Source organism: Streptomyces sp. WAC 04229 (assembly GCF_003947455.1).
In the GTDB taxonomy this organism is placed as follows: domain Bacteria; phylum Actinomycetota; class Actinomycetes; order Streptomycetales; family Streptomycetaceae; genus Streptomyces.
Window position 1 is genome coordinate 1 of record NZ_QHJH01000094.1, and the last position, 25,116, is coordinate 25,116.

Below are 25,116 nucleotides of genomic sequence, written 5' to 3' on the forward strand. Positions count from 1 at the left end.
CGCCCGCCCCGCACGCGCCCTCGCCGGATTCGCCGGGGCTCAGGCCGGGCCCGGCGAGTGGGCCGAGGTCACCGTCGAGCTGCCGCGCCGCGCCTTCGAGGTCTGGGACGAGGCGACCGGCTCGTGGGCGTTTGTGAAGGGTTCGTACGAACTCGGCATCGGACGCTCGATCGCCGACCGCCGGATCACATCGGCGATTACCGTCTGAACCGGGACGCCCGCGAGGGCCTTCCCCCGCGAACAGCCCCGGCCCGGGACCTGACGGCCGGGCCGGGGCTCGCCGGGCCCACTCGCCCCGCTACCGCGCGGAGAAGCCGTACACCGTCCGCGAACGGAACACCTCGCCCGGCCGCAGCACCGTGCCCGGGAAGTCCGGCCGGTTCGGGGAGTCCGGGAAGTGCTGCGTCTCCAGCGCGATGCCGTCACCGGGCGCGTGCGGCTCGCCCAGCTGGTCGGCGGTGTACACCTGGATGCCCGGCTCGGTCGTCGCCACCGTCAGCACCCGCCCCGACGCCGGGTCGTACAGCTCCGCGACCTCCTCGGCGGTCTCCGTCACACCCTTGTCCAGGCAGAAGTTGTGGTCGTAGCCCGAACCGACCTTGCGCGCCCGCCGGAAGTCGAACCGCGTGCCCGTCACGTCCGCCGGTTCGCCCACCGGGATCAGACCCGCGTCGACCGGCGTCATCCGGGACGCCGCCAGCCGCAGCTCGTGGCCGCCCGCGTGCCCGGAGCCGCCGAGGTTGAAGTAGCTGTGGTTGGTCGGATTCAGCACGGTCGGCGCGTCGGTGACCGCCTCGTAGTCGATCCGCAGCGCCCCCGGCTCCTCCAGCGTGTACGTCACCGAGATCGCCACCCGGCCCGGGTAGCCCTCCTCGCCGTCCGGGCTGACCAGGCTCAGCCGGATGCCGTGCCCCTCGTCCCCGACCGGCTCCACGTCCCACACCCGCTTGTCGAAGCCCCGCTCACCACCGTGCAGCGAGTTCGGCCCGTTGTTCCGCGCCAGCGTGTACGTCCGCCCGTCCAGCGGGAAACGGCCGCCCGCGATCCGGTTGGCGTACCGGCCGACGAGCGCGCCGAAGTACGGCTCCGGATGGCGGACATAGCCGTCCAGGTCCGCGAACCCCAGCACCACGCCCGCGGTGTTCCCGTCCCGGTCCGGGGCCTGAACCGACTGGACGATCCCGCCGTACGACAGAATCCGAACCCGTATGCCGGCCCGCTCCAGGGTCCAGCGGTGTACCGGCGTGCCGTCGGAAAGTGTGCCGAAGAGTTCGTTCATGTGCGAACTCTAGGACACGCCCAGGTCAGGGCCGCTCGGCGGTGACCGCCCGGTAGGCGATCTCGGCCAGCCTGGCCTGGCCGTCCACACTGGGGTGGAACCAGTCCCAGTGGCTCAGCTGGTCCGTGCCGAAGTGGTACGCGTGCACCGCGCCGTCGTCGGTACGGCAGCGCCGGTCCTTCGCGCAGACCTCCCGCAGCACCTCGTTGTAGTCCGCCACCCGGTCCCGCACGGTGTTCCGCCGCAGGGTCGCCGCCGAGTCGAGGGAGTCCGCGTCGGCCAGCATCGACGGGCACAACCCCAGCTTCCACACCTGCTTGCCCAGCGGGTTGGTGCGCCCCTGTGACCACAGCCGCTTCAGGTCCGGGACGCTCGCCACGTACACCTGCGCCTTGGGCAGCTCACGGCGCAGGGTGCTCATGGCCTCCTCGAACTGGTCCCGGAAGTCGGCCACCGGGGTCATCGCCGAGGTCGTCGCCCGGCAGGCGTCGTTGGCCCCCACCATCACCGCGACCAGCTCGGGCTTGCGCGCCGCCGCCCGGGTCACCTGCCCACTCAGGTCGGCCATCCGGGACCCGGTGACCGCGTAGTTCCAGCTCCGCTCGGCCGCCTCCGCCTTCCCCAGCAGCCGCACGGCCAGACTGTCGACCTCGGCGCTGGAGCCGGTCGCCCAGGACACGTCGGGGCAGTCCGACAGCACCGAGCAGGCGTCGAAGCCGCGCGTGATGGAGTCGCCCACCGCGGCGACCGAGTCCGGGCTGCGGTCCCAGACCGGGGCCGGCTTCGGACGCTTCGACGCGCTGCCGGACGGGTCGGGGGAGTCACCGCCCACGGCGTCGCAGCCCGCCACGCCCAGCACGGCGGCGGTCAGGACGGCGAGCGCGGCACGCGCCCGGCGCCGGCCACGGCGCGCCGGCCGTACCTCCACCTGGTCCGTCCCCTGGCCCATACACGTCCCACCCCTCGCCTCGTGCCTCCAGTGTCCTCAACCCATGACACCCCGCCGGGGGTTCCCGGGGCGGTGATGCGACGCCTCACACCCGTACAAGCGTCCTGCCGGGTGAATGGCGCGGCTTTGTCGGCACCGGGACCGACGGTACGTCACACTCCTTGCCCCGTCGCACGGTAGCCTCGCCCTACACGTGACCCGCCCGGTCACGGCCGTCCGCCCGTTCCGAGATGTCCCGCTCAGCCCGGAGGTTCCGGTGACGACACGTGGAGTCCTGTACGTGCACTCCGCGCCGCGCGCGCTCTGCCCGCACGTCGAGTGGGCCGTCGCCGGGGTGCTCGGCACACGCGTCGGCCTGGACTGGATCCGGCAGCCCGCGGCGCCCGGCACCTGGCGCTCCGAGTTCTCCTGGCAGGGCCAGGCCGGCACCGCCTCCAAGCTCGCCTCCGCGCTGCGCGGCTGGCAGCTCCTGCGCTTCGAGGTCACCGCGGAACCGTCCGCGGGCGCCGAGGGCGAGCGCTACAGCTGCACCCCCGACCTCGGCATCTTCCACGCCGTCACCGGCATCCACGGCGACATCCTGATCCCGGAGGACAGGCTGCGCGCCGCCCTGGTCCGCTCCCAGCGCGGCGAGACCGACCTGGAGTCCGACATCGCGCGACTCCTCGGAAAGCCCTGGGACGACGAACTGGAGACCTTCCGCCACGCGGGCGAGGGCGCCCCGGTCCGCTGGCTGCACCAGGTCGTGTAAGAGACGCCACCGCAAACGCGCCCCAAAGGGGCGCGGGGAACTGCGCGACCAGCCACCACGGACCCGCACCCGGCAAACCACCCCACCACGAACGGCGATGGCCCGAACCCCCAACCGGGGCTCGGGCCATCGACAGGTTCAGCGACGCCGGTCAGACCGAACGGAACGCCAGAACGACATTGTGCCCACCGAATCCGAACGAGTCGTTCAGCGCGGCGATCCGCCCCTCGACGGGCAGCTTGCGGGCCTCGCCGCGCACGATGTCCGCGTTGGCCTCGGCCTCGGGGTCGAGGTTCTCGACGTTGATGGTCGGCGGCGCCACCCGGTGGTACAGCGCGAGAACCGTCGCGACGGACTCCACGCCGCCCGCGCCACCGAGGAGGTGACCGGTCATCGACTTGGTGCCGGAGACCGCCATGTGGTCCACGTCGTCGCCGAGGACCTTGCGCAGCGCCTTCAGCTCGGCGATGTCACCGGCCGGCGTCGAGGTGGCGTGCGCGTTGACGTGCACGATCTCGGCCGGGTTCAGGTCGGTGCGGTCCAGCAGGTTCTGCAGGGCGTTGGAGATGCCCCGGCCCTCGGGCTCCGGCTGCACGATGTCGTGGGCGTCGGCGGAGATGCCCTGCCCGACGGCCTCCGCGTAGACGCGGGCACCGCGCGCGGCGGCGTGCTCGGCGGACTCCAGGACGAGGACGCCGGCGCCCTCACCGAGGACGAAGCCGTCACGGCCCGTGTCGAAGGGGCGCGAGGCGCCCTGCGGGTCGTCGTTGTTCTTGGACATCGCCATCATGTTGCCGAACGCGGCGATGGGCAGCGGGTGGATCGCCGCCTCCGTGCCGCCCGCGACGACGACGTCCGCACGGCCGGTGCGGATCATCTCGATGGCGTATCCGATGGCCTCGGCGCCCGACGCACAGGCGGAGACCGGCGTGTGCACGCCCGCGCGGGCGCCCACGGCCAGACCGACGTTGGCCGAGGGGCCGTTCGGCATCAGCATGGGGACGGTGTGCGGGGAGACGCGGCGGACGCCCTTCTCCTTGAGCACGTCGTACTGGTCGAGCAGGGTCGTCACGCCGCCGATGCCGGAGGCGATGACCGCACCGAGCCGGTCGGGGTCGACCTGGGCCCCGCTCTCGGCGTCCGGCGTGCTCTCGCCGGCCTTGCCGGTGTAGCCCGCGTCCTTCCATGCCTCCTGGGCGGCGATCAGCGCGAACTGCGCGGAACGGTCCAGACGGCGGGCCTGCGGCCGCGGGATGACCTCGGAGGGGTCCACGGCGACCGGCGCGGCGATACGGACCGCCTGGTCGGCGGCCCACTCCTGCTCCAGGGGCTTGACGCCGGACCTGCCGGCGACCAGGCCCTCCCAGGTCGAGGCTGCGTCGCCACCCAGCGGTGTGGTTGCGCCGATACCGGTGACGACCACGGTGCGATTGGTCGAGCTCACGGGAATTCTTTCTCCAACGGGATACGGATTCGTACGGCGCCACCGCCGGGTGGCGGGGCAGTCTGCCCGGATACTCGGGACATGCCCGAGTATCGGCGGATCAGGCCTGGTGGTCGAGGATGTACTTGGTCGCGTCGCCGACCGTCTTGAGGTTCTTGACGTCCTCGTCCGGGATCTTGACGTCGAAGCGCTCTTCGGCGGCGACGACGACCTCGACCATGGACAGCGAGTCGACGTCCAGGTCGTCGGTGAAGGACTTGTCCAGCTGGACGTCCTCAACCGGGATGCCGGCGATCTCGTTCACGATCTCCGCGAGACCGGCGACGATCTCTTCCTGAGTGGCGGCCATGGTGGCGCTCCTTCTTTGGTTTCCAGAGGGTGTGGCGGCCCGCCGCGTCGCGGCGAGTGTTGCTGCTCTCCGTTCCGGACCGCATGATCCGGCACGGAGTGCCTAGGGGAGGGTAACGACCGTGGCGGCGTACACGAGACCCGCCCCGAAGCCGATGACGAGCGCGGTGTCGCCGCTCTTGGCCTCGCCGGTCGCCAGGAGCCGCTCCATCGCGAGCGGGATCGAGGCGGCCGAGGTGTTGCCGGTGGTGCGGATGTCACGGGCGACCGTGACGTGCTCCGGCAGCTTCAGTGTCTTCACCATCGAGTCGATGATCCGCACGTTGGCCTGGTGCGGGATGAAGACGTCGAGGTCGTCCGGGCTGATCCCGGCCGCGTCCAGCGCCTGCTGCGCGACCTTCGCCATCTCGAACACGGCCCAGCGGAACACCGCCTGGCCCTCCTGCGTGATCGCAGGAAACTTGATGTTGCCCTGGGCGTCGAGGGGCAGTTCGGAGACGTCGCCGATCCGGAAGCGGTCCCACGGGATCGTCTGCTTGATGGTCTCGGACTTGTCGCCCTCCGAGCCCCAGACCGTCGGGCCGATCTCCGGCTCCTGCGACGGGCCGACCACGACCGCGCCGGCCCCGTCGCCGAACAGGAAGGCCGTGGCCCGGTCCTCCAGGTCGGTCAGGTCGGAGAGCCGCTCCACGCCGATGACCAGGACGTACTCCGCCGAACCCTCGACGACCATGCCCTTGGCGAGGGTGAGTCCGTAGCCGAAGCCCGCGCAGCCCGCCGAGATGTCGAAGGCGGCGGCCTTGCCCGTGCCGAGCCGGTCGGCGATCTCGGTGGCGACGGCCGGGGTCTGGCTGAAGTGCGAGACGGTCGAGACGACCACGGCGCCGATCTGGTCGGCGGAGATCCCGGAGGCCGCGATGGCCTTGCCGGACGCCTCGATCGACATCGCCGCGACGGTCTCCTCGGGGGAGGCCCAGTGCCGCGTCTCGATGCCGGAGCGCGAGCGGATCCACTCGTCGGACGAGTCGATCGTCTCGAGGATCACCTCGTTCGGCACGATCCGGGTCGGACGGTAGCCGCCGACCCCGAGGATGCGCGCGTACGGGGCGCCCTTGCTGGGCTTGATCTTCGACATGCTGTCGCGCTCCTTGTCAGGCCTGCTGGGCGTGGTCGGCGACGAGCTCGCGGGCCGCGTCGAGATCGGCGGGGGTCTTCAGGGCCAGCGTCTTCACGCCCGGCAGCGCGCGCTTGGCGAGACCGGTCAGCGTGCCGCCCGGGCACACCTCGACGATCGCGGTGACGCCCAGCTTGCCGAACGTCTCCATGCACAGGTCCCAGCGGACCGGGTTGGCGACCTGCCCGACCAGGCGGTCCAGCACCTCGGCGCCGGTGGCGACGGCCTGCCCGTCCTTGTTGGACACGTAGGTCAGCTTCGGGTCGGCCGGCGTGAGCGCCGACGCGGCCTCGGCGAGCTTGTCCACCGCGGGCGCCATGTGGCGCGTGTGGAAGGCGCCGGCCACCTTCAGCGGGACGACCTTGCGCACGCCCTCGGGCTTGTCCTCGTTCAGCGCGGCCAGCTGCTCCATGGTGCCGGCCGCCACGATCTGCCCGGCGCCGTTCACGTTCGCCGGGGTCAGGCCGAGCTTCTCCAGGTGAGCGACGCTCACCTCGGGGTCGCCGCCGAGCAGCGCCGACATGCCGGTCTCGGTGACCGCGGCGGCCTCGGCCATGGCCAGGCCCCGGCGGCGTACGAGGGTCAGCGCGGCGGTGTCGTCGAGGACGCCCGCGAAGGCGGCGGCGGTGATCTCGCCGACACTGTGGCCCGCGACGGCACCGGGCGCGATGTCACCGAGTGCCGCGGCGGACAGCAGGCCCGCGGCGACCAGCAGCGGCTGGGCGACGGCCGTGTCCCGGATCTCGTCCGCGTCGGCCTTGGTGCCGTAGTGGGCGAGATCGAGTCCAATGGCGTCGGACCACGCGGCGACGCGGTCTGCGGCGCCGGGGAGGGCGAGCCAGTCAGTCAGGAAGCCGGGCGTCTGGGCGCCCTGGCCGGGAGCGACGAGTACGAGCACTCTCACACTCTCTCTTGAGGACGGCCGGGACCGCCCGTGGGGACAAGGACGAAGAACAGCAGGGGGTTTTGTGGACCCTCGACAAAAGCTTAGAGTTGCGGATCTCCATCGGCCAGACGCCCCAGGATGAGCGCGATCCGCAGTGTGAACGCAGACCGTACATCAGAGGGTGACCATCCGGTGACGTCAGTCACACGTCGGAGCCGGTAGCGCACGGTGTTCGGGTGAACGAAGAGCATCCGGGCGGCGCCCTCCAGACTGCTCGCCTGCTCCAGATAGACGCTGAGCGTCTCCAGCAGCGCGGCCCCGGCCTCCTCCAGCGGTCTGTAGATCTCCTCCACCAACTGCTCACGGGCCGCAGGGTCGGAGGCGATCGCACGCTCCGGAAGCAGATCGTCCGCCAGTACCGGGCGCGGCGCGTCCTGCCAGGCGGTGCAGGCCTTGAGCCCGGCGGCGGCGGCCTGCGCGGACCGCGTCGCGGCCAGCAGGTCCGGCACCACGGGACCGGCCACGACCGCCCCCTGGGCGAACGGTCCGATCAGCGACTTGGCCACCGCCAGCGGGTCGTCGCGGCCCCCGGCGATCACCACCAGCCGGTCCCCGAGCACCCCGGTCAGGACCTGGAGCTTGGCGTGCCGGGCCGCGCGCCGGATGGCCTCGACGGTCAGCTCGGAGTCGCCGTCCGGCGCGGTGCCGAGCACGACGCAGACGTGATCGGGCGAGTTCCAGCCGAGGGCGGCGGCCCGGGACACCGCCCCCTCGTCGGCCTCCCCGCTGAGCACGGCGTTGACCACCAGCGACTCGAGACGCGCGTCCCAGGCACCGCGTGCCTCGGCGGCCTGCGCGTACACCTGGGCGGTCGCGAAGGCGATCTCCCGCGCGTACACCAGCAGCGCCTCACGCAGCACCGACTCGTCGCCGGGCGCGGCGACCTCGTCGATGGCGGACTCCATCACCTCGATGGTCGTCCGCACCATCTCCACGGTCTGCCGCAGTGTGATCGCGCGGGTCAGCTCGCGCGGCGCGGTGCCGAACACGTCGGTGGAGATGGCCTGGGGCGCGTCCGGCCGCCGGAACCACTCGGTGAAGGCGGCGATGCCGGCCTGGGCGACCAGCCCGATCCAGGAACGGTTCTCCGGTGGCATCGCCCGGTACCACGGCAGTGTCTCGTCCATGCGCGCGATGGCCTGCGCGGCGAGCGATCCGGCGGACTGCTCCAGCCGCTTCAGCGTCGCGGTGTGCGAATGGACGGCGTGCGCCGCGGGCTCGGGCTTGCTGGTTTCGGGTTCGGGCACGGGACAAGACTGCCTTATCAGGACGGGAGCACGCGCCGCCGGGTCTACCGTGGACGTCGTGACGGACGTACGGCGCGCCGACGAGCGCTATCCCGGGGGTGACGAGGCGGCGGGCATCGTCTCCCGCCACGCCTTCTCCTTCGGCCCCCACTACGACCCCGGCAACCTCCGCTTCGGCGCGCTGATCGCCTGCAACGAGGAGCGCCTGGCGCCCGGCGCCGGCTTCGACGAGCACCCGCACAGCCACACGGAGATCGTCACCTGGGTGGTCGAGGGCGAGCTGACCCACCGGGACTCCGCGGGTCACGAGACGGTCGTCCGTGCCGGGGACGTGCAGCGCCTCAGCTCCGCGGGCGGCGTCCGCCACGTCGAGCGCAACGACGGCGCCGCCCCGCTGACCTTCGTCCAGATGTGGCTGGCCCCGCGCGAGCCCGGCGGCGACCCCGCCTACGAGATCGTCCGCGGCATCGCCGACTCCACGCCGTACGCGGTCCCCGAGGCCGCCGCCATGCTCCACGTACGCCGCCTGGCGGCGGGGGAGCGCACGGCGGTGCCGGACGGGGCGTACGTGTACGTCCACGTGGTGCGGGGCGAGGTGACGCTGAGCGGTGAGGCGCTGGGACCGGGGGACGCGGCGCGGATCACGGACGCCGAGGGGATGGACGCGGTGGCGGCGACGACGGCCGAGCTGCTCCTGTGGGAGATGGCTTAGACCTCCGCCAGCACCGCGTCCGTGAAGGGCGGCCATGCCTCGGCCGCCCACGGGCCGAAGGCGCGGTCGGCGAGCGCGACGCAGGCGAGGCCGGCGTCCGGGTCGATCCACAGGAAGGTGCCCGACTGGCCGAAGTGGCCGAAGGTGCGTGGCGAGGACGAGGCGCCCGTCCAGTGGGGGGACTTGCCGTCGCGGATCTCGAAGCCGAGGCCCCAGTCGTTGGGGTTCTGGTGGCCGTAGCCCGGCAGCACGCCCTTCGTGCCCGGGTACTGCACCGTCATCGCCTCGGCGACCGTGCGCGGGTCGAGGAGCCGCGGTGCCTGCACCTCGGCGGCGAACCGCAGCAGGTCCTCGACGGTGGAGACGCCGTCCTTCGCCGGGGAGCCGTCCAGGGCCGTGGACGTCATGCCCAGGGGTTCGAGCACCGCCTGCCGCGCGTATTCGGCGAACGGCATGTCCGCCGCCTTGGCGATGTGGTCGCCGAGCTGCTCGAAGCCGGCGTTGGAGTAGAGCCGGCGCTCGCCGGGCGGGGCGGTCACCCGGTGCTCGTCGAAGGCCAGCCCCGAGGTGTGGGCGAGCAGGTGCCGGACGGTCGATCCGGCCGGGCCCGCGGCCTCGTCCAGCTCGATCGCGCCCTCCTCGTACGCCACCAGCGCCGCGTAGGCCGCGAGCGGCTTGGTGACCGAGGCGAGGGGGAAGCGGTGCGCGACGGGGCCGTGGGTGCCCAGGGTCGTGCCGTCGGCCCGGACGACGCCCGCCGCGGCGGTGGGGACCGGCCAGTTCTCGATCAACGCGAGGCTCTTCAAGGACATGCCACCGAGCCTAAGCCGCTCAGAGGTAAAGCCTCATCGAGGGGGTGGTGTCCCGCGTGAAGCCCATCGACGCGTACAGCGGCTCGGCGTCCTCGGACGCGGTGAGCATGACGTGGCTCGCGCCCCGCTCGCGGAACCAGCCCAGCAGCTCGTCCATGCACGCGCGCGCGTAGCCGCGGCGCCGGGCCTCCGGGTCGGTCGCGACGCTGAACACGTAACCGATCAGTCCGCCGGGCGGCCGGTCCGGCCCGCCGATCCGGTACTCCAGGGTCCCCACCACCAGCGCCGCCAACGTGCCGGGCCGGTCCGGGTGGTCGACGACGAACGCCGCGAACTCCCCGCCCGGGTCGGCCAGTCGGGACCGCAGGGCGGGCAGGGAACCGGCCTGCCAGTCGGTGGGCGACGCGGAGTGCATGGCGTCGATCATCACTTGGCGCAGACGGAGCACTTCCTCCGCGTCCTCGGCGGCGGCACGGCGTACGGGACTCATGCCCGCACGCTAGTGATCCGCCCGCCGCGTGTCCCGCGGTTTTCCTCCCCCTTCCGAAGCCGTCGCTTGCCTGGAGTGCACTCCAAGGTCATAGCGTGGCGTGCATGACGGTGATGCAGAACACGGCCGGGACACTCGCGCCGAACGCCACCAGAACAGACGTCTGCTCCGCTCCGCCCCCGCGCCACCCGCGCCCCGACGGAGACGACCGCTACACCATCAGCGAGGTCGTCGCCTTCACCGGGCTGACGGCGCACACCCTGCGCTGGTACGAGCGGATCGGTCTGATGTCCCACATCGACCGCTCGCACACCGGTCAGCGCCGCTACAGCAACCGCGACCTGGACTGGCTCGACTTCGTCGGCAAGCTGCGCATGACCGGTATGCCGGTCGCCGACATGGTCAGGTACGCGGAGCTGGTGCGCGAGGGCGAGAGCACCTATACGGACCGGCGGGAGCTCCTGGAGTCGACGCGCCGCGACGTGCTGACGCGGATCGGCGAACTCCAGGACACCCTCGCCGTGCTCGACCGGAAGATCAGTTTCTACGGGGACGCCGGACGTTCCCGTGAAGGGGAGAGGACCCGATGACGAACAGCAGGATCCCCGCGACGCGGCTGGGTGACGACGGCCCGGAGGTGGGCGTCCAGGGCCTCGGCTGCATGGGCATGAGCTTCGGATACGGCCCGTCGGACGCCGACGCGTCGCGTGCCACCCTGGAGCGGGCGCTGGAGCTGGGCGTCACGCTGTACGACACGGCCGACGCGTACGGCGCCGGCGACAACGAGCGCTTCCTGGCGCCGTTCTTCGCGGCGCACCGCGACGAGGTCGTGATCGCGACCAAGTTCGCCCTGTCGATCCCGCCGGACGACCCGACGAAGCGGATCATCCGCAACGACCCGCCGTACATCCGCCGGTCGGTCGAGGCGAGCCTTGACCGCCTGGGCGTCGATGCGATCGACCTCTACTACATGCACCGGCGCGACGTGAACGTGCCGATCGAGGAGACCGTCGCCGTCATGGCCGGCCTGGTCCGCGAGGGCAAGGTCAAGCACCTGGGCCTGAGTGAGGTGACGGGCGACGAGCTGCGGGCCGCACAGGCGGTGCATCCGATCGCCGCCGTGCAGTCGGAGTGGTCGCTGTTCAGCCGCGACATCGAGGCGGGCGTGGTCCCCGCCGCGCGCGAACTGGGCGTGGCCCTCGTCCCGTACTCGCCGCTCGGCCGGGGCTTCCTCACGGGCTCCTTCGCCAACGCCGACCAGGACCTCACCCCCGGCGACTTCCGCCGCGGGCAGCCCCGCTTCACCGGCGACAACGCGGCGGCCAACGCGGCCCTCCTCGACCCGGTCCGCACCGTCGCGGAGGCCCGCGACGCCACCCTCGGCCAGATCGCCCTGGCCTGGGCCCAGCAGCGGGCCCAGGTGCACGGCCTGCCGGTCATCCCGATCCCGGGCACCCGGAAGCCGACGCGGGTGGAGGAGAACACGGCGGCGACGAGGATCGTCCTGACCCAGGACGAGCTGTCCCTCCTGGACCCGATCGCGGACAAGGTCGCGGGCAACCGCTACGCGGACATGACGTTCACGTCGGCGGGCCGCGAATAGACGGCCGCTCTCCGGGCGCCGGTGAGTGCACTCCCTAGGGGCGCGGGGAACTGCGCGACCAGCCGTCCACGACCCGCACCCCGCGGTCAACCGAACCCGGCAGACGCCTCACAGCTCCGCCAGCAACTCCGCCTTCTTCGAGGAGAACTCCTCGTCCGTCACCAGCCCCTGCTGGTGCAACTCCCCGAGATGCCGGATCCGCTCGGCGATGTCCGCGGGATCCCGGCGGGGCGCCGGCACCGGAATCGGAACAGGGGCGCCGGCGCCCCTCTCCCGCACCGCCGCCAGCACCGCCGCGGCGAACGGCAGCGACTCGTGCACGGGCCCGTACCCGAGCCCGAACACGACGGACGCCGGGTCCTGGTCGGCCTGCGGAGCGGCCCCCGCGGCGTCGCGCGGCAGCAGCCGCAGATACCCCTCGAACACCTCGGGGGACCGCCACTCCACCCCGCCCAGGTCGGCGACCGGGAAGCTCTGGTCGCCGGCCTTCCACTTCGCCGAGGACGCGCCGGTCCAGGACCACCGGAAGGACACCGCCTTCCCGTCGAAGGACGCCTTCCCGTCGTACGCCTTGAAGTTCAGCGGCGCGTCGGGCGCGGCCACCAGGTACCGGTCCGCCGGTTCGGAGGCTCCGGAGCCTTTCAGCAGTCCGCGCAGCTCGTCGGCGTAGTACTCCGCCAGTGTCTCCCGCTCGGCGGGCAGCACCAGCCGGTACGGGTCGCCGCTCTCCTTCAGCTGTCCGGCCGCCGCCTCGATCAGCGGATCGGCGCCCTCGCGCGGCTCGACGCGCAGCACGACGCTGCCGCGCCGGCCCGGCGTGAGCGTCACCCCGGCGATGGCCTCCAGGGGCACCCGGCGTTCCCCCAGGGCCTGAAAGAGCTTGGGTGTTCGAATCCCCCGTTCGTAGCGGATGAGCACGGAGTCGGACTCGAACTCCCAGGCGGCATGAAATCCGGCCAGTACGTCACCCATGCGGCTCATCGTATGCGGCACGCGCCTCTCCGTCCCCTCCCCGTGCAAACCGGAGTTTCTGCGCCTCTACGCGCGTCCGGCCGCCGTCGCCACGGACAAACCCGCCCGGCATGTGTCACCTTCTCCCGCACAGGCGACCGTGCGGTATGCGCCAACGCCGATCTCCGCGAAGTTGCGCAGGCTCTCCGTGCCCGGCACGAAGTAACCGCTGTGCCCCTGGGCGCCGCGCGCCGACAGCACCCGCGCCCCGAACGCGGCGGACACCGGGTCGGCGCCGTGCCCGAGCCCGCCGACCTCCAGGTAGGGCACGTCCCCGATCCAGTCGTCGGTGTCCCGCATCGCCCATACGCGGGCGGAGGTGTGCAGGTGGGAGGCGTTCTCGGCGCGCATGCCGGGGCTGCCGGCCACCGCTATGTCGGTCACCCGGAGGGGGAGCGTGTCGGCCGCGAGGCCGCACACCACCGAGCCGTAGCTGTGGCAGAACAGCGAGACCGGGGCCCGGCCGGGCAGCGCCCGCAGCAGCCCGTTCAGCCGGGCGGCGCCCTGCTCGGCGCGGGCCGCCGTGGCCGCCTCCATGCCGAGGCCGCTGGGGGAGGTGTAGTCGGCCCACGCGATCACGGCCGTCCGCGTGTCGGGACTCGCGGCGCGCTCGGCCTCGTACAGCGACTGGGCCATGCCGACGGGTGCCGAGTACTTGCGTGCGGTGCGCTCGAAGGTGACCAGTTCGGTGTCGACACCCGGCACCACCACGGACACGCGTTCGGCGCGGTCGAGGTTCCCGAACACCTCGGCGACCTTGCCCGCGCCCGCCGGGTCGAAGGCGAGGATGTGCCGGCCGGGCGCGAGCAGCGAGTCGTAGTGGTTCATGCGCTTCGCGGCCTCGCGCTGGCCGGACGGGGACAGGCGTTTGTCGTGCACGCGCGCCCGCTCCACCGACCGCGCCTTCTCGAGCGCCGTCCGGTTGGCGAGGTAGCGCAGCTGGGCGGGGGCGCCGTTCATGTTGCCGACGGCCAGTGGGTAGCGGCGGGCCAGGCTCTCGCGCTGCCAATCGCCGAGCGAGGCGAAGAAGCGGGCCAGCCGCGCGGGTCCCGTGTGCACGTCGGGCAGCGAGCGTCCGCCGATCCGGCCGTGCTCCCAGGCCGAGACCGACGCCTCGAGCGCGGTGGGGCCCCGCTGGTTGCGCAGAGCGGTCCAGCCGGTGGTCGCCAGCATCACGAACACCACGGCCAGGGCGAGCAGTGCGCGCCAGACGTTCAGCTGCGGGGAGGTGTCGAAGGAAGTCACTGGGAGGACACACTAGGAGAACGGGACGGTCTCGCGTGAATCCAGTGACACGGATCACGTTTCGCTCATGCGCTGCGGGGTTGAACCGGCACGCTCGGCGAACGGGCGGTCGTCGGGGTCCCGCCAGTCGCCGGTGAGCGCCGGTGCCACCTGGTCCAGATAGGAGGCCGTCAGGTCGCGCAGCGCCGCGAGACCGGCGTCGTCCCGGGCCGACCAGATCCGTTCGGTCACCCGCATCACCGCGCCGAACACGGCCACGACCACCCGCGGCCGCGGATCCTCGTCCACGTCCAGGCACTCGCGGTCGGCGATGAGGCGCGCGATCTCCTCCTCCAGCTCCGTCGCGCGCCGCAGATGCGCGGCGAGCAGGGCGGGCGTCGACTCGATCACCCGGTAGAAGCGCAGATGCAGTTCCATCGGGATCAGCTGCTCGACGGCCTCGCCGATGGTGCTCCAGCTGTCCACGAGGGCGAGGCGCAGCGCGTCCAGCGGCGCCTCGCCGGGCGGCCGTGCGCGCACGGCGTCGACGAAGTGCGACTCCGCGAGCCGCGACACGAAGAACGCCGCGTCCTCCTTGGAGGCGAAGTAGCGGAAGAAGGTGCGCTGCGAGACATCGGCGGCATCGGCGATGTCGTCGACCGTCGTCTCCTCGTACCCGCGCGCGGTGAACAGCTCGAGGGCGGAGCGCAGCAGGAGGTCCCGGGTGCGCTGCTTCTTGAGTTCGCGCAGGCCCAAAAGTTCGCTCCTCCACCAGGGTGCCGCGGTGTGTTTCCGCAGTTCAGGCTATACGCAGATGACATGTCAGTTACTGACACGTGAATTGGTTTGTCAACTGTCAGTGGCTGTCATTAGCCTCACCGTATGACTAGTCAGACCACCATCGACAAGACCGGACCGGGGGACGGCGTCCCGTCGGGTTCCGCGCCCGCCAAGGGGCTGCGCGGCCATCCGTGGGTCACCCTCGTCACCGTCGCGGTCGGGGTCATGATGGTGGCCCTGGACGGCACCATCGTGGCGATCGCCAACCCGGCCATCCAGGACGACCTGGACGCCAGCCTCGCCGACGTCCAGTGGATCACCAACGCCTACTTCCTCGCCCTCGCGGTCGCCCTGATCACCGCGGGCAAGCTCGGCGACCGCTTCGGGCACCGGCAGACCTTCCTCATAGGCGTGGCGGGCTTCGCCGCCTCCTCCGGAGCGATCGGACTGTCCGGCAGCATCGCCGCGGTCATCGTCTTCCGCGTCTTCCAGGGCCTGTTCGGCGCCCTGCTGATGCCGGCCGCGCTCGGCCTGCTCCGGGCCACCTTCCCGGCCGAGAAGCTCAACATGGCCATCGGCATCTGGGGCATGGTGATCGGCGCCTCCACCGCGGGCGGCCCGATCCTCGGCGGTGTGCTGGTCGAGCACGTCAACTGGCAGTCCGTGTTCTTCATCAACGTGCCGGTGGGCATCCTCGCCGTCGTCCTCGGCGTCATGATCCTGCTGGACCACCGGGCCGAGAACGCGCCGCGCTCCTTCGACCTCCTCGGCATCGCGCTGCTGTCGGCCTCGATGTTCGCCCTCGTCTGGGCACTCATCAAGGCTCCCGAGTGGGGATGGGGTTCCGGGGAGACCTGGCTGTACATCGGCGGCTCGGTGGTGGGCTTCGTCCTGTTCTCCCTCTGGGAGACCAAGGTGAAGGAGCCGCTGATCCCGCTGGCGATGTTCCGCTCGGTGCCGTTGTCGGCCGGTGTGGTCCTGATGGTCCTGATGGCCATCGCCTTCATGGGCGGCCTGTTCTTCGTCACCTTCTACCTGCAGAACGTGCACGGCATGAGCCCGGTCGACGCCGGTCTCCACCTGCTGCCGCTCACCGCCATGATGATCGTCGCCTCGCCGCTGGCCGGCGCGATGATCACCAAGGTCGGCCCGCGCATCCCGCTGGCCGGCGGCATGGCCTGCACCGCGATCGCCATGTACGGCATCTCCACGCTGGAGACGGACACCGGCAGCGCCGTCATGTCGATCTGGTTCGCCCTGCTGGGCCTCGGCCTCGCGCCCGTCATGGTCGGTGCCACCGAGGTCATCGTCGGCAACGCGCCGATGGAGCTGTCCGGTGTGGCCGGCGGTCTCCAGCAGGCGGCGATGCAGATCGGCGGCAGCCTCGGCACCGCGGTCCTCGGCGCGGTCATGGCCTCCAAGGTCGACAGCGACCTGGCGGGCAACTGGGCGGACGCGGGGCTTCCCGAACTGACGCCGGAGCAGGCCCACCAGGCCTCCGAGGCGGTCCAGGTCGGCGTCCCGCCGGTGGCCCCGGGCACCCCGGAGCAGATCGCCGCGAAGATCGCCGACGTCGCCCACAACACCTTCATCGACGGCATGAGCCTGGCCTCGCTGGTGGCCGCCGGTGTCGCGATCGTGGCGGTGGGGGTCGCCTTCCTCACCAAGCGCGGGGTGAACGCGGACGGCGGCGCCGGCATGGGGCACATCTGACGGACCGCCGGTCCCCGTTCGCCCGTCGGGGTGACAGGACCGGCGAACCCTCTCCTCCGGCGGGCCGCGCAGGTCACAGTGGGTCAAGTCCTCCGCAGGACATGGAGGACGGCATGCCGCGGCGCGCTGCCGGAGGGGGGCAGCGTGCGCGCGGCGGGCATAACGCGCCGTATAGGGGTACCCGAACTCCACGAGGAATCGAGGGAGTTGATGATGGCGAGCTTCGGACAGGGATCGCGCGGGTACCCCCGCTCACGTGGCCGGACAGGCGCACGGACCGGGCCGGACCGTGCGACGCTCGGGATCATCGGAGTCGTGTGTGCGGTGGCGGGCTTCTTCCAGCTGGGTATCGTCCTGGGCCCCGCCGCGATGGTCTGCGGCTGGCTCGCCATGGGACGCAGCTGGGCGGGCTCCCGCCCGGTGCCCGCGGTGATCGCCTTCGTGCTGGGCGCGATCGACACGCTGCTGGCGATCGTCTGGCTCGCCGGCTCGGCGGGCGTGAACAACGGCATGCTCTGACGGGTCGCGCACCCACGGAGCAAGAGTGACGAGGGGCGCCCCGGCCGTCCGGCCGGGGCGCCCCTCGTCGTGTGCTCGTCCGCGTCCGCGTGCGCGTCAGGCGTCCCCGCCGGCCACGCCCGGGTCGGCCGCGGCGACGTCGAGCAGCCGGTACCGGTCGATCGCCTGCTTCAGCACCGACCGGTCGACCTTCCCCTCCCGCGCCAGCTCGCTCAGTACGGCCACCACGATCGACTCGGCGTCGATGTGGAAGAACCGCCGTGCGGCCCCGCGCGTGTCGGCGAAGCCCCACCCGTCCGCGCCCAGCGACTGGTACGTACCCGGCACCCACCGGGCGATCTGGTCCGGCACCGACCGCATCCAGTCGGACACGGCCACGAACGGTCCCTGCGCACCCGCCAGCTTCCGGGTCACGTAGGGCACCTGCTGCTCCTCCTCGGGGTGCAGCAGGTTGTGCTCCTCGCACGCCACCGCCTCGCGCCGCAGCTCGTTCCAGGAGGTCGCCGACCAGACGTCGGCGCGTACGTTCCACTCCTCGGCGAGGATCCGCTGGGCCTGGACGGCCCACGGCACCGCGACCCCGGAGGCCATGATCTGCGCCGGGATCGAGCCGTCCGTGCCCTCGCTGAAGCGGTACACGCCCTTGAGGATGCCCTCGACGTCCACGCCCTCCGGTTCGGCCGGGTGCTGGATCGGCTCGTTGTAGACCGTGAGGTAGTAGAAGACGTCCTCGCCGTGCGGGTGGTGTTCGTCCCCGCCGTACATACGGCGCAGGCCGTCCTCGACGATGTGCGCGATCTCGAAGCCGAAGGCCGGGTCGTAGGCCACGCACGCCGGGTTGGTCGAGGCCAGCAGCTGCGAGTGGCCGTCCGCGTGCTGGAGGCCCTCACCGGTCAGCGTCGTACGTCCCGCGGTCGCGCCCAGCACGAAACCGCGCGACAACTGGTCGCCCATCTGCCAGAACTGGTCGCCGGTGCGCTGGAAACCGAACATCGAGTAGAAGACGTAGACCGGGATGAGCGGCTCGCCGTGCGTCGCGTACGCCGAACCCGCCGCGATCAGCGAGGCCGTGCACCCCGCCTCCGAGATGCCGTCGTGCAGCATCTGCCCGGTCGGCGCCTCCTTGTAGGCGAGCAGCAGATCCCGGTCCACGGACTCGTACTGCTGCCCGAGCGGATTGTAGATCTTCGCACTCGGGAAGAACGAGTCCATACCGAAGGTGCGGTACTCGTCCGGCGCGATCAGCACGAACCGCTTGCCGATCTCCTTGTCCCGCATGAGGTCCTTCAGCAGTCGCACAAAGGCCATCGTCGTCGCGATGGACTGCTGGCCCGACCCCTTCTTCACGGTCGCGTACGCCTTGTCGTCCGGCAGCGCGAGCGGTTTCGACCGCACGACACGCGTCGGGACGTACCCGCCCAGACCGAGCCGGCGGTCGTGCATGTACTGCATCTCCTCCGTGTCCCGGCCCGGGTGGTAGTACGGCGGCGGGCCGGACTCCAGCTCCTTGTCGGAGATCGGCAGGTGCAGCCGGTCGCGGAAGCGCTTCAGGTCGTCGACCGTCAGCTTCTTCATCTGGTGGGTGGCGTTGCGGCCCTCGAAGTTCGGTCCGAGCGTCCAGCCCTTGATCGTCTTGGCCAGGATGACCGTCGGCTGGCCCTTGTGCTCCAGCGCCGCCTTGTAGGCCGCGTAGATCTTCCGGTGGTCGTGCCCGCCGCGTCCCAGGTGCAGGATCTGGTCGTCGGTCATGTTCTCGACCATCGCGCGCAGCCGGTGGTCGTCGCCGAAGAAGTGGTCGCGGATGTACGCCCCGGACTCGGTGGCGTACGTCTGGAACTGCCCGTCCGGCGTGGTGTTCATCCGGTTGACCAGCACACCGTCGCGGTCCTGGGCGAGCAGCGGGTCCCAGGTGCGGTCCCACACCAGCTTGATCACGTTCCAGCCGGCACCCCGGAAGACCGACTCCAGCTCCTGGATGATCTTGCCGTTGCCGCGCACCGGGCCGTCCAGGCGCTGGAGGTTGCAGTTGACCACGAAGGTCAGGTTGTCCAGGCCCTCGCGGGCGGCGATGGAGAGCTGGCCGAGCGACTCCGGCTCGTCCATCTCGCCGTCGCCGAGGTAGGCCCACACGTGCGAACGCGAGGTGTCCGCGATCCCGCGCGCGTGCATGTAGCGGTTCATCCGCGCCTGGTAGATCGCGCCGATCGGGCCGAGGCCCATCGAGACCGTCGGGAACTCCCAGAAGTCCGGCATCGACCGCGGGTGCGGGTACGACGACAGGGCGTGCGGCGCCGCCGACTTCTCCTGCCGGAACCCGTCCAGGTGCTGCTCGCTGAGCCGGTCCAGCAGGAAGGCGCGGGCGTAGATGCCCGGCGAGGCGTGCCCCTGGAAGAAGACCTGGTCACCGCCGTCGCCGTCCTCCTTGCCGCGGAAGAAGTGGTTGAAGCCCACGTCGTACAGGGAGGCCGAGGAGGCGAACGTCGCGATGTGGCCGCCGACGCCGATGCCGGGCCGCTGCGCGCGCGAGACCATCACCGCGGCGTTCCACCGGGTGGCGTTGAGGATCTTGCGCTCGATCTCCTCGTTGCCGGGGAAGAACGGCTCGCTCTTGGTCGGGATGGTGTTGACGTAGTCCGTGCTGCGCATCTCGGGCACGGCCACGCGCTTCTCGCGGGCGCGCTCGATCAGCCGCAGCATCAGGAAGCGGGCCCGCTCCCGGCCGCGCTCGTCGACGGCGGCGTCGAGGGAGTCGAGCCACTCCTGGGTTTCCTCGGGGTCGAAGTCAGGAACCTGACTCGGAAGGCCGCCAATGATGATCGGATTGCGATCGGATGCGGAAGCCACGCTGTTCCTTCGCTCTCAGAGGGCTACTTGGCCGGGTGTCTGCGCCGATTACCCGCCGGTTCCCCATCGTGTACCTCACGGGGGCAATCGTCATCTGTACCGTGGGGTAACCGGTTCCTTCGCGGGGATCGGGGGCACGTTCATTCGAGTCTCGTACCCACGCATGGTTCCCAAATACGCAAACGGGGCAGATAGGTGTGGTGTACGTCACCTTTGGTCTGGACGGCATGGCTGGAGTTGCGGCGACACGGCCGGGATCGTCACCGTTTCGGCGGTCCCAGACGCCGGGTACTTGCGCGATCGGTCCCGCCCGTGTGGACTACGGCCAAGCTTCGCGCACGCGCGAGGCTGAAGACATCTACCGAACATGATCAGGAGGCAACCCGTGAGCGCGACCGCGGACCACGCGGAGGAGCGGACGAACCCTGCCGCCAGGCTGGGGTTCCAGCCCGGGCAGGTGGTCCAGGAGATCGGCTACGACGACGACGTCGACCAGGAGCTCCGCGAGGCCATCGAGGGCGCCGTCGAGGGCGAGCTGGTGGACGAGGACTACGAGGACGTGGCCGACGCCGTCGTGCTGTGGTTCCGTGACGACGACGGCGACCTGACGGATGCGCTGGTGGATGCCACCACGTACATCGAAGAGGGCGGGTCGATCCTCCTTCTCACGCCGAAGACCGGCCGTGATGGATACGTCGAGGCCAGCGACATCTCGGAAGCCGCGACGACCGCCGGACTGACGGCGTCCAAGAGCGTCAGCGTAGGCAAGGACTGGAGCGGCAGCCGGCTGGCGACGCCCAAGGCCGCCAAGTCCAAGCGGTAGCCGCACGGCCTTGGCACCACCCCGGACTCCGGACGGGCCGGCCTCGGTCGGCCCGTCCGCGGGTTCGCGATGATCCCTGCGTAGGGTGTTTCCAGCGAACACCTCCGGAAGGGACGAACAGGACATGGCGATCCAGGTCGGCGACAAGGCCCCCGACTTCGAGCTGAAGGACAACCACGGCGCGACCGTCCGGCTGTCCGACTTCCGCGGCCAGAAGAACGTGGTGCTGCTCTTCTACCCGTTCGCCTTCACCGGCGTGTGCACCGGCGAGCTGTGCGAGGTGCGCGACAACCTGCCGCAGTTCTCCGACCGCGACACCCAGGTGCTCGCCGTCTCCAACGACTCCATCCACACCCTGCGCGTCTTCGGCGAGCAGGAGGGCCTGGAGTACCCGCTGCTGTCCGACTTCTGGCCCCACGGCAACGTCTCGCGCTCCTACGGCGTCTTCGACGAGGACAAGGGCTGCGCCGTCCGCGGCACCTTCATCATCGACCGGGAGGGCGTCGTGCGCTGGACCGTCGTCAACGGTCTGCCGGACGCCCGCGACCTGAACGAGTACGTGAAGGCGCTCGACACCCTGTGACCCGGCACCCGTGACCCGACACCGCGATTTGTCGGCCCCAGGGCCTGCGGGGGGCGGGAACCCGTCACTAGGATCGAATCGTTGATCCGATATCCACGCACTACGGGGCACCCCGCCCCTGGACACCAATGGAGGACTCGTGGGAGTCAGCCTCAGCAAGGGCGGCAACGTATCGCTGACCAAGGAGGCCCCCGGCCTGACCGCGGTCATCGTCGGTCTGGGGTGGGACATCCGCACCACCACCGGTACGGACTTCGACCTCGACGCCAGCGCGCTGCTGCTGAACAGCGGCGGCAAGGTCGCCAGTGACGCGCACTTCATCTTCTTCAACAACCTGAAGAGCCCGGACGGCTCCGTCGAGCACACGGGTGACAACCTCACCGGTGAGGGCGAGGGCGACGACGAGCAGATCAAGATCGACCTGGCCAACGTCCCCGCCGACATCGAGAAGATCACCTTCCCGGTCTCCATCTACGACGCCGAGAACCGCCAGCAGTCCTTCGGCCAGGTGCGCAACGCGTTCATCCGCGTCGTCAACCAGGCCGGCGGTGCCGAGATCGCCCGCTACGACCTGTCGGAGGACGCCTCCACGGAGACCGCGATGGTCTTCGGCGAGCTGTACCGGCACGGCGCGGAGTGGAAGTTCCGCGCCATCGGCCAGGGCTACGCCTCGGGCCTGCGCGGCATCGCCCAGGACTTCGGCGTGAACGTCTGAGCGATCAGAACCACCGGGGCACCCGCCCCGATCGTCCGGCGCCGCACGGTTTACGTGCGGCGCCGGACGCGCAGGAACTCCAGGAATCATCACCCGGGGAGGGACCATCACCATGGGCGTCACGCTTGCCAAGGGCGGCAACGTCTCCCTGTCCAAGGCCGCACCGAACCTCACTCAGGTTCTGGTCGGACTCGGCTGGGACGCGCGTTCCACCACCGGAGCACCCTTCGACCTCGACGCCAGCGCCCTCGTGTGCGGCAGCGGCCGGGTGCTCGGCGACGAGTGGTTCGTGTTCTACAACCAGCTCAAGAGCCCGGACGGCTCGGTCGAGCACACCGGGGACAACCTCACCGGCGAGGGCGAGGGCGACGACGAGTCGATCCTGGTCGACCTCTCCGCGGTGCCGGCCCACTGCGACAAGATCGTCTTCCCGGTCTCGATCCACCAGGCCGACGAGCGCGGCCAGGCCTTCGGCCAGGTCAGCAACGCCTTCATCCGGGTCGTCAACCAGGCCGACGGCCAGGAACTCGCCCGCTACGACCTCAGCGAGGACGCCTCCACGGAGACCGCGATGATCTTCGGTGAGCTCTATCGCTACCAGGGTGAATGGAAGTTCCGCGCGGTGGGGCAGGGGTATGCGTCGGGGCTCCGAGGCATCGCTCTAGACTTCGGAGTCAACGTTTCGTAAAGCCGCGTACGGCGCGGGGGAGCCCCTCCTCAAGACTTCGTCTGGGAGAGCCCCCCAACACACGATTGGGTAGCCAGTGGTTCTGAAAACCTTCGGGTGGTCGTTCGCGGTCACCGCGCTCGGCCTGGTGGCCGCGGTCTTCTACGGGGGGTGGACCGCCTTCGGCGTCGTGGCGATCCTGTCCGTCCTGGAGATCTCGCTGTCCTTCGACAACGCGGTGGTCAACGCCGGGATCTTGAAGAAGATGAATGCCTTCTGGCAGAAGATCTTCCTCACCATCGGCATCCTGATCGCCGTCTTCGGCATGCGCCTGGTCTTCCCGGTCGTCATCGTCGCGGTGAGCGCGTCCCTCGGCCCGATCGAGGCCGTCGACCTCGCCCTGACCGACAAGGACCGCTACCAGGAGCTGGTGACGGACGCCCATCCGTCGATCGCCGCCTTCGGTGGCATGTTCCTCCTGATGATCTTCCTCGACTTCATCTTCGAGGACCGGGACATCAAGTGGCTGGGCTGGCTGGAGCGCCCGCTGGCCAAGCTCGGCAAGGTCGACATGCTGTCGGTCTGCATCGCCCTGGTCGTGCTGCTGGTCTCCGCGATCACTTTCGGCGCCCACGCCCACCAGCACGGCGGCACCCACGCCGACAAGGCGGAGACGGTCCTGCTCTCCGGCATCGCCGGTCTGATCACCTACCTCGTCGTGGGCGGCCTCTCCAGCTTCTTCGAGGACAAGCTCGAAGAGGAGGAGGAGCGCGAGCACGAGGCGGAGGAGAAGGCAGAGCGCGAGGGCAAGCCCAAGTCGGCCGTCAAGCTCGCCGGCAAGGCCGCGTTCTTCATGTTCCTGTACCTGGAGGTCCTGGACGCGTCGTTCTCCTTCGACGGTGTCATCGGCGCCTTCGCCATCACCAACGACATCGTCCTGATGGCCCTCGGCCTCGGCATCGGCGCCATGTACGTCCGGTCGCTGACCGTCTACCTGGTCCGCCAGGGCACCCTGGACGACTACGTCTACCTGGAGCACGGCGCCCACTACGCCATCGGCGCCCTGGCCGTCATCCTGCTGGTGACCATCCAGTACGAGATCAACGAGATCATCACCGGCATGATCGGCGTGGTCCTGATCGGCGCCTCCTTCTGGTCCTCGGTACGCCGCAACCGCGCGCTCGCGGCGGCCGGCGGCGGCGATCAGGAGAAGGCGGAGGTCTCCTCCGGGGTGTGAAACCACTCCGTCCACGGGCCGGGTTCGCCCCCGGTGCGCCCGCACCACTGGTGTGAACCCGGCCCGGACGAGGAACGCTCTGAGCGGGGCGGCCGACGAGGACGACTCCTCGGGGCCGCCCCGTCGGCGGTCGGAACAAGGTGGGGGCGGCAATGGGCTTCTTGGACGGACTGTGGCGCGGCCGCGAGTCCGAGTTCGACTCGGGCAGCGCGGCGACCAACTCCATCCAGCTGACCAAACGGCACAGCCAGGTGTCCCTGACCAAGCAGGGCGCGGCCACCGGCCACCTGCGCATCAACCTGGCCTGGCGCATGCGCACGTCGGACATCATGGGCGCCCAGCGCGAGAGCCTGCTGCGGCACCCCTTCAAGGCACTCAAGCCGCCCGAGGTCGTCGGCCACAGCCAGAGCATGGTCAACGTCGACCTCGACCTCGGCTGCCTCTACGAACTCATGGACGGCACCCGCGGCGTCGTCCAGCCGCTCGGCGGCTTCCTGGGCGACGTCAACGCCCCGCCCTACGTCAAGCTCAGCGGCGACGACCGCTTCGGTTCGGCCTCCGGCGAGACGATATACGTCAACCTCGACCACAAGGACGCCATCAAGCGCCTCCTGCTGTTCGCCTACATCTACGACCAGACCCCGGCCTTCGACCGGACGCACGCCATCGTCACGCTCTACCCGAGCAACGGCCCCCGCATCGAGATAGGCCTCGACGAACGCCATCCCCAGGCCCGGTCCTGTGCCGTGGTGATGATCGAGAACATCAAGGGCGAGATCTTCGTCCGCCGCGAGGTGAAGTTCGTGTACGGCTTCCAGGGCGAACTGGACCGGCTCTACGGCTGGGGCCTGCAGTGGGGGCGCGGCCACAAGAGCAAGGCGGACCGCTAGGGCCCGCCTTCAGCGCCGAGTCGTCGGGCTGCGGGGCCGCCGGGTCGGCTAGCGCCCGACGAACTGGGGGCCCTGCGGCGGCATCCGGAAGTCCGGGTCGGGTACCGCGGTGACCGGCTGCGGATAGCCGTAGCCGGACTGCCCGCCGGCGGCCGCGGTCGGGGCCGGGGCCTGCGGATATCCGTACCCCGGGGCTCCGGCCGGCTGCGGGTAACCGTAGGCGGGCGGGGTGGCCGGCGGCTGCTGCGGAAAGCCGTAAGCGGGCTGCGCCGGGACGCCCGCGGGCTGCTCCGGCGGCAGCGGCCGCGAGGCCCCCGGGAGGGGCTGGACGGTCGTCGGCTGCTCGGGATCGACC

General features: G+C 70.8%; 26 protein-coding genes and 1 pseudogene. 13 read left to right on the forward strand and 14 right to left on the reverse strand.

Annotated features, from left to right (window positions below):
- The coding region (locus DMH12_RS23130; RefSeq protein ID WP_148107538.1) for a fibronectin type III-like domain-contianing protein at window positions 1-208 on the forward strand (208 nt) is incomplete at its 5' end.
- Between the two features lie 90 nt (window positions 209-298).
- On the opposite strand, the gene DMH12_RS23135 is transcribed toward DMH12_RS23130, so the two are convergent.
- Together DMH12_RS23135 and DMH12_RS23140 are read right to left on the reverse strand one after the other, a co-directional pair.
- Window positions 299-1,279 carry an aldose epimerase family protein gene (locus tag DMH12_RS23135; RefSeq protein ID WP_125493405.1) on the reverse strand — a complete coding sequence of 327 codons (981 nt, stop codon included), beginning with the start codon at window positions 1,277-1,279 and terminating at the stop codon, window positions 299-301.
- A 25-nt stretch (window positions 1,280-1,304) separates the two neighbouring features.
- Window positions 1,305-2,228, reverse strand: coding sequence for an SGNH/GDSL hydrolase family protein (locus DMH12_RS23140; protein WP_125493406.1), 924 nt, complete (start codon window positions 2,226-2,228; stop codon window positions 1,305-1,307).
- Window positions 2,229-2,484: 256 nt separating this feature from the next.
- Between DMH12_RS23140 and DMH12_RS23145 the strand changes: the two genes are divergently transcribed.
- The gene (locus DMH12_RS23145) at window positions 2,485-2,979 is read left to right on the forward strand and encodes a DUF3145 domain-containing protein (protein ID WP_122620312.1); all 495 of its coding nucleotides are present in this window, start codon (window positions 2,485-2,487) and stop codon (window positions 2,977-2,979) included.
- Window positions 2,980-3,130: 151 nt separating this feature from the next.
- Here the strand turns inward: DMH12_RS23145 and DMH12_RS23150 are convergent, their stop codons facing one another.
- From DMH12_RS23150 to fasR, 5 genes are all read right to left on the reverse strand, one after another.
- A complete protein-coding gene (locus DMH12_RS23150; protein ID WP_125493407.1) occupies window positions 3,131-4,423 on the reverse strand; it encodes a beta-ketoacyl synthase in 1,293 nt (430 codons plus the stop codon).
- Window positions 4,424-4,523: 100 nt separating this feature from the next.
- Window positions 4,524-4,772 carry an acyl carrier protein gene (locus tag DMH12_RS23155; RefSeq protein ID WP_052842858.1) on the reverse strand — a complete coding sequence of 83 codons (249 nt, stop codon included), beginning with the start codon at window positions 4,770-4,772 and terminating at the stop codon, window positions 4,524-4,526.
- A gap of 102 nt (window positions 4,773-4,874) precedes the next feature.
- On the reverse strand, window positions 4,875-5,906 hold the full coding sequence (locus tag DMH12_RS23160) for a ketoacyl-ACP synthase III (protein ID WP_125493408.1): 1,032 nt from the start codon (window positions 5,904-5,906) through the stop codon (window positions 4,875-4,877).
- Between the two features lie 16 nt (window positions 5,907-5,922).
- Window positions 5,923-6,843 carry an ACP S-malonyltransferase gene (locus DMH12_RS23165; RefSeq protein ID WP_125493409.1) on the reverse strand — a complete coding sequence of 307 codons (921 nt, stop codon included), beginning with the start codon at window positions 6,841-6,843 and terminating at the stop codon, window positions 5,923-5,925.
- An 89-nt stretch (window positions 6,844-6,932) separates the two neighbouring features.
- Entirely contained in the window at window positions 6,933-8,138 is a 1,206-nt protein-coding gene (fasR, locus tag DMH12_RS23170; protein ID WP_125493410.1) for a fatty acid biosynthesis transcriptional regulator FasR, read from the reverse strand.
- Between the two features lie 58 nt (window positions 8,139-8,196).
- On the opposite strand from fasR, the gene DMH12_RS23175 reads away from it, so the two are divergent.
- Window positions 8,197-8,850 (forward strand): pirin family protein, encoded by a 654-nt coding sequence (locus tag DMH12_RS23175; RefSeq protein WP_185832486.1) that lies wholly within the window; start codon window positions 8,197-8,199, stop codon window positions 8,848-8,850.
- Here DMH12_RS23175 and DMH12_RS23180 read toward each other — a convergent pair.
- A complete protein-coding gene (locus tag DMH12_RS23180; RefSeq protein WP_122620317.1) occupies window positions 8,847-9,662 on the reverse strand; it encodes a serine hydrolase in 816 nt (271 codons plus the stop codon). The genes DMH12_RS23175 and DMH12_RS23180 overlap by 4 nt on opposite strands.
- Before the next feature lie 19 nt (window positions 9,663-9,681).
- A complete protein-coding gene (locus tag DMH12_RS23185) occupies window positions 9,682-10,152 on the reverse strand; it encodes a GNAT family N-acetyltransferase (protein WP_125493411.1) in 471 nt (156 codons plus the stop codon).
- Between the two features lie 104 nt (window positions 10,153-10,256).
- Between DMH12_RS23185 and DMH12_RS23190 the strand changes: the two genes are divergently transcribed.
- A complete protein-coding gene (locus DMH12_RS23190) occupies window positions 10,257-10,742 on the forward strand; it encodes a MerR family transcriptional regulator (RefSeq protein WP_185832487.1) in 486 nt (161 codons plus the stop codon).
- A complete protein-coding gene (locus tag DMH12_RS23195; protein ID WP_125493412.1) occupies window positions 10,739-11,755 on the forward strand; it encodes an aldo/keto reductase in 1,017 nt (338 codons plus the stop codon). The genes DMH12_RS23190 and DMH12_RS23195 overlap by 4 nt, the downstream gene beginning before the upstream one ends.
- Window positions 11,756-11,863: 108 nt before the next feature.
- Here DMH12_RS23195 and DMH12_RS23200 read toward each other — a convergent pair whose 3' ends face one another.
- The 3 genes from DMH12_RS23200 to DMH12_RS23210 form a co-directional block, all read right to left on the reverse strand.
- On the reverse strand, window positions 11,864-12,727 hold the full coding sequence (locus DMH12_RS23200) for a DUF4429 domain-containing protein (RefSeq protein WP_125493413.1): 864 nt from the start codon (window positions 12,725-12,727) through the stop codon (window positions 11,864-11,866).
- 66 nt (window positions 12,728-12,793) lie between these two features.
- Window positions 12,794-14,011, reverse strand: coding sequence for an alpha/beta hydrolase (locus tag DMH12_RS23205; RefSeq protein WP_125493414.1), 1,218 nt, complete (start codon window positions 14,009-14,011; stop codon window positions 12,794-12,796).
- A 54-nt stretch (window positions 14,012-14,065) separates the two neighbouring features.
- The gene (locus DMH12_RS23210) at window positions 14,066-14,746 is read right to left on the reverse strand and encodes a TetR family transcriptional regulator (protein ID WP_260474315.1); all 681 of its coding nucleotides are present in this window, start codon (window positions 14,744-14,746) and stop codon (window positions 14,066-14,068) included.
- Between the two features lie 126 nt (window positions 14,747-14,872).
- Between DMH12_RS23210 and DMH12_RS23215 the strand changes: the two genes are divergently transcribed.
- Together DMH12_RS23215 and DMH12_RS23220 are read left to right on the forward strand one after the other, a co-directional pair.
- On the forward strand, window positions 14,873-16,483 hold the full coding sequence (locus DMH12_RS23215; protein ID WP_125493415.1) for an MFS transporter: 1,611 nt from the start codon (window positions 14,873-14,875) through the stop codon (window positions 16,481-16,483).
- 210 nt (window positions 16,484-16,693) lie between these two features.
- Complete coding sequence (locus DMH12_RS23220; RefSeq protein ID WP_125493416.1) at window positions 16,694-17,002, forward strand: small hydrophobic protein; 309 nt, start codon at window positions 16,694-16,696, stop codon at window positions 17,000-17,002.
- Window positions 17,003-17,098: 96 nt separating this feature from the next.
- On the opposite strand, the gene aceE is transcribed toward DMH12_RS23220, so the two are convergent.
- Window positions 17,099-19,846, reverse strand: a complete 2,748-nt coding sequence (gene aceE / locus DMH12_RS23225; RefSeq protein ID WP_125493417.1) for a pyruvate dehydrogenase (acetyl-transferring), homodimeric type — start codon at window positions 19,844-19,846, stop codon at window positions 17,099-17,101.
- 385 nt (window positions 19,847-20,231) lie between these two features.
- Between aceE and DMH12_RS23235 the strand changes: the two genes are divergently transcribed.
- From DMH12_RS23235 to DMH12_RS23260, 6 genes are all read left to right on the forward strand, one after another.
- Window positions 20,232-20,669, forward strand: a complete 438-nt coding sequence (locus tag DMH12_RS23235; RefSeq protein ID WP_166661640.1) for a DUF3052 domain-containing protein — start codon at window positions 20,232-20,234, stop codon at window positions 20,667-20,669.
- A 124-nt stretch (window positions 20,670-20,793) separates the two neighbouring features.
- Window positions 20,794-21,252 carry a peroxiredoxin gene (locus tag DMH12_RS23240; RefSeq protein ID WP_125493419.1) on the forward strand — a complete coding sequence of 153 codons (459 nt, stop codon included), beginning with the start codon at window positions 20,794-20,796 and terminating at the stop codon, window positions 21,250-21,252.
- 139 nt (window positions 21,253-21,391) lie between these two features.
- On the forward strand, window positions 21,392-21,967 hold the full coding sequence (locus DMH12_RS23245; RefSeq protein ID WP_125493420.1) for a calcium homeostasis/redox stress adaptation protein: 576 nt from the start codon (window positions 21,392-21,394) through the stop codon (window positions 21,965-21,967).
- Window positions 21,968-22,079: 112 nt separating this feature from the next.
- On the forward strand, window positions 22,080-22,655 hold the full coding sequence (locus DMH12_RS23250; RefSeq protein ID WP_125493421.1) for a TerD family protein: 576 nt from the start codon (window positions 22,080-22,082) through the stop codon (window positions 22,653-22,655).
- A 76-nt stretch (window positions 22,656-22,731) separates the two neighbouring features.
- Complete coding sequence (locus DMH12_RS23255; protein WP_125493422.1) at window positions 22,732-23,871, forward strand: DUF475 domain-containing protein; 1,140 nt, start codon at window positions 22,732-22,734, stop codon at window positions 23,869-23,871.
- 152 nt (window positions 23,872-24,023) lie between these two features.
- Window positions 24,024-24,761, forward strand: coding sequence for a Tellurium resistance (locus DMH12_RS23260; RefSeq protein WP_125493423.1), 738 nt, complete (start codon window positions 24,024-24,026; stop codon window positions 24,759-24,761).
- 48 nt (window positions 24,762-24,809) lie between these two features.
- Here DMH12_RS23260 and DMH12_RS23265 read toward each other — a convergent pair.
- Window positions 24,810-25,116: pseudogene (locus DMH12_RS23265) on the reverse strand (TerD family protein); the annotation flags it as partial.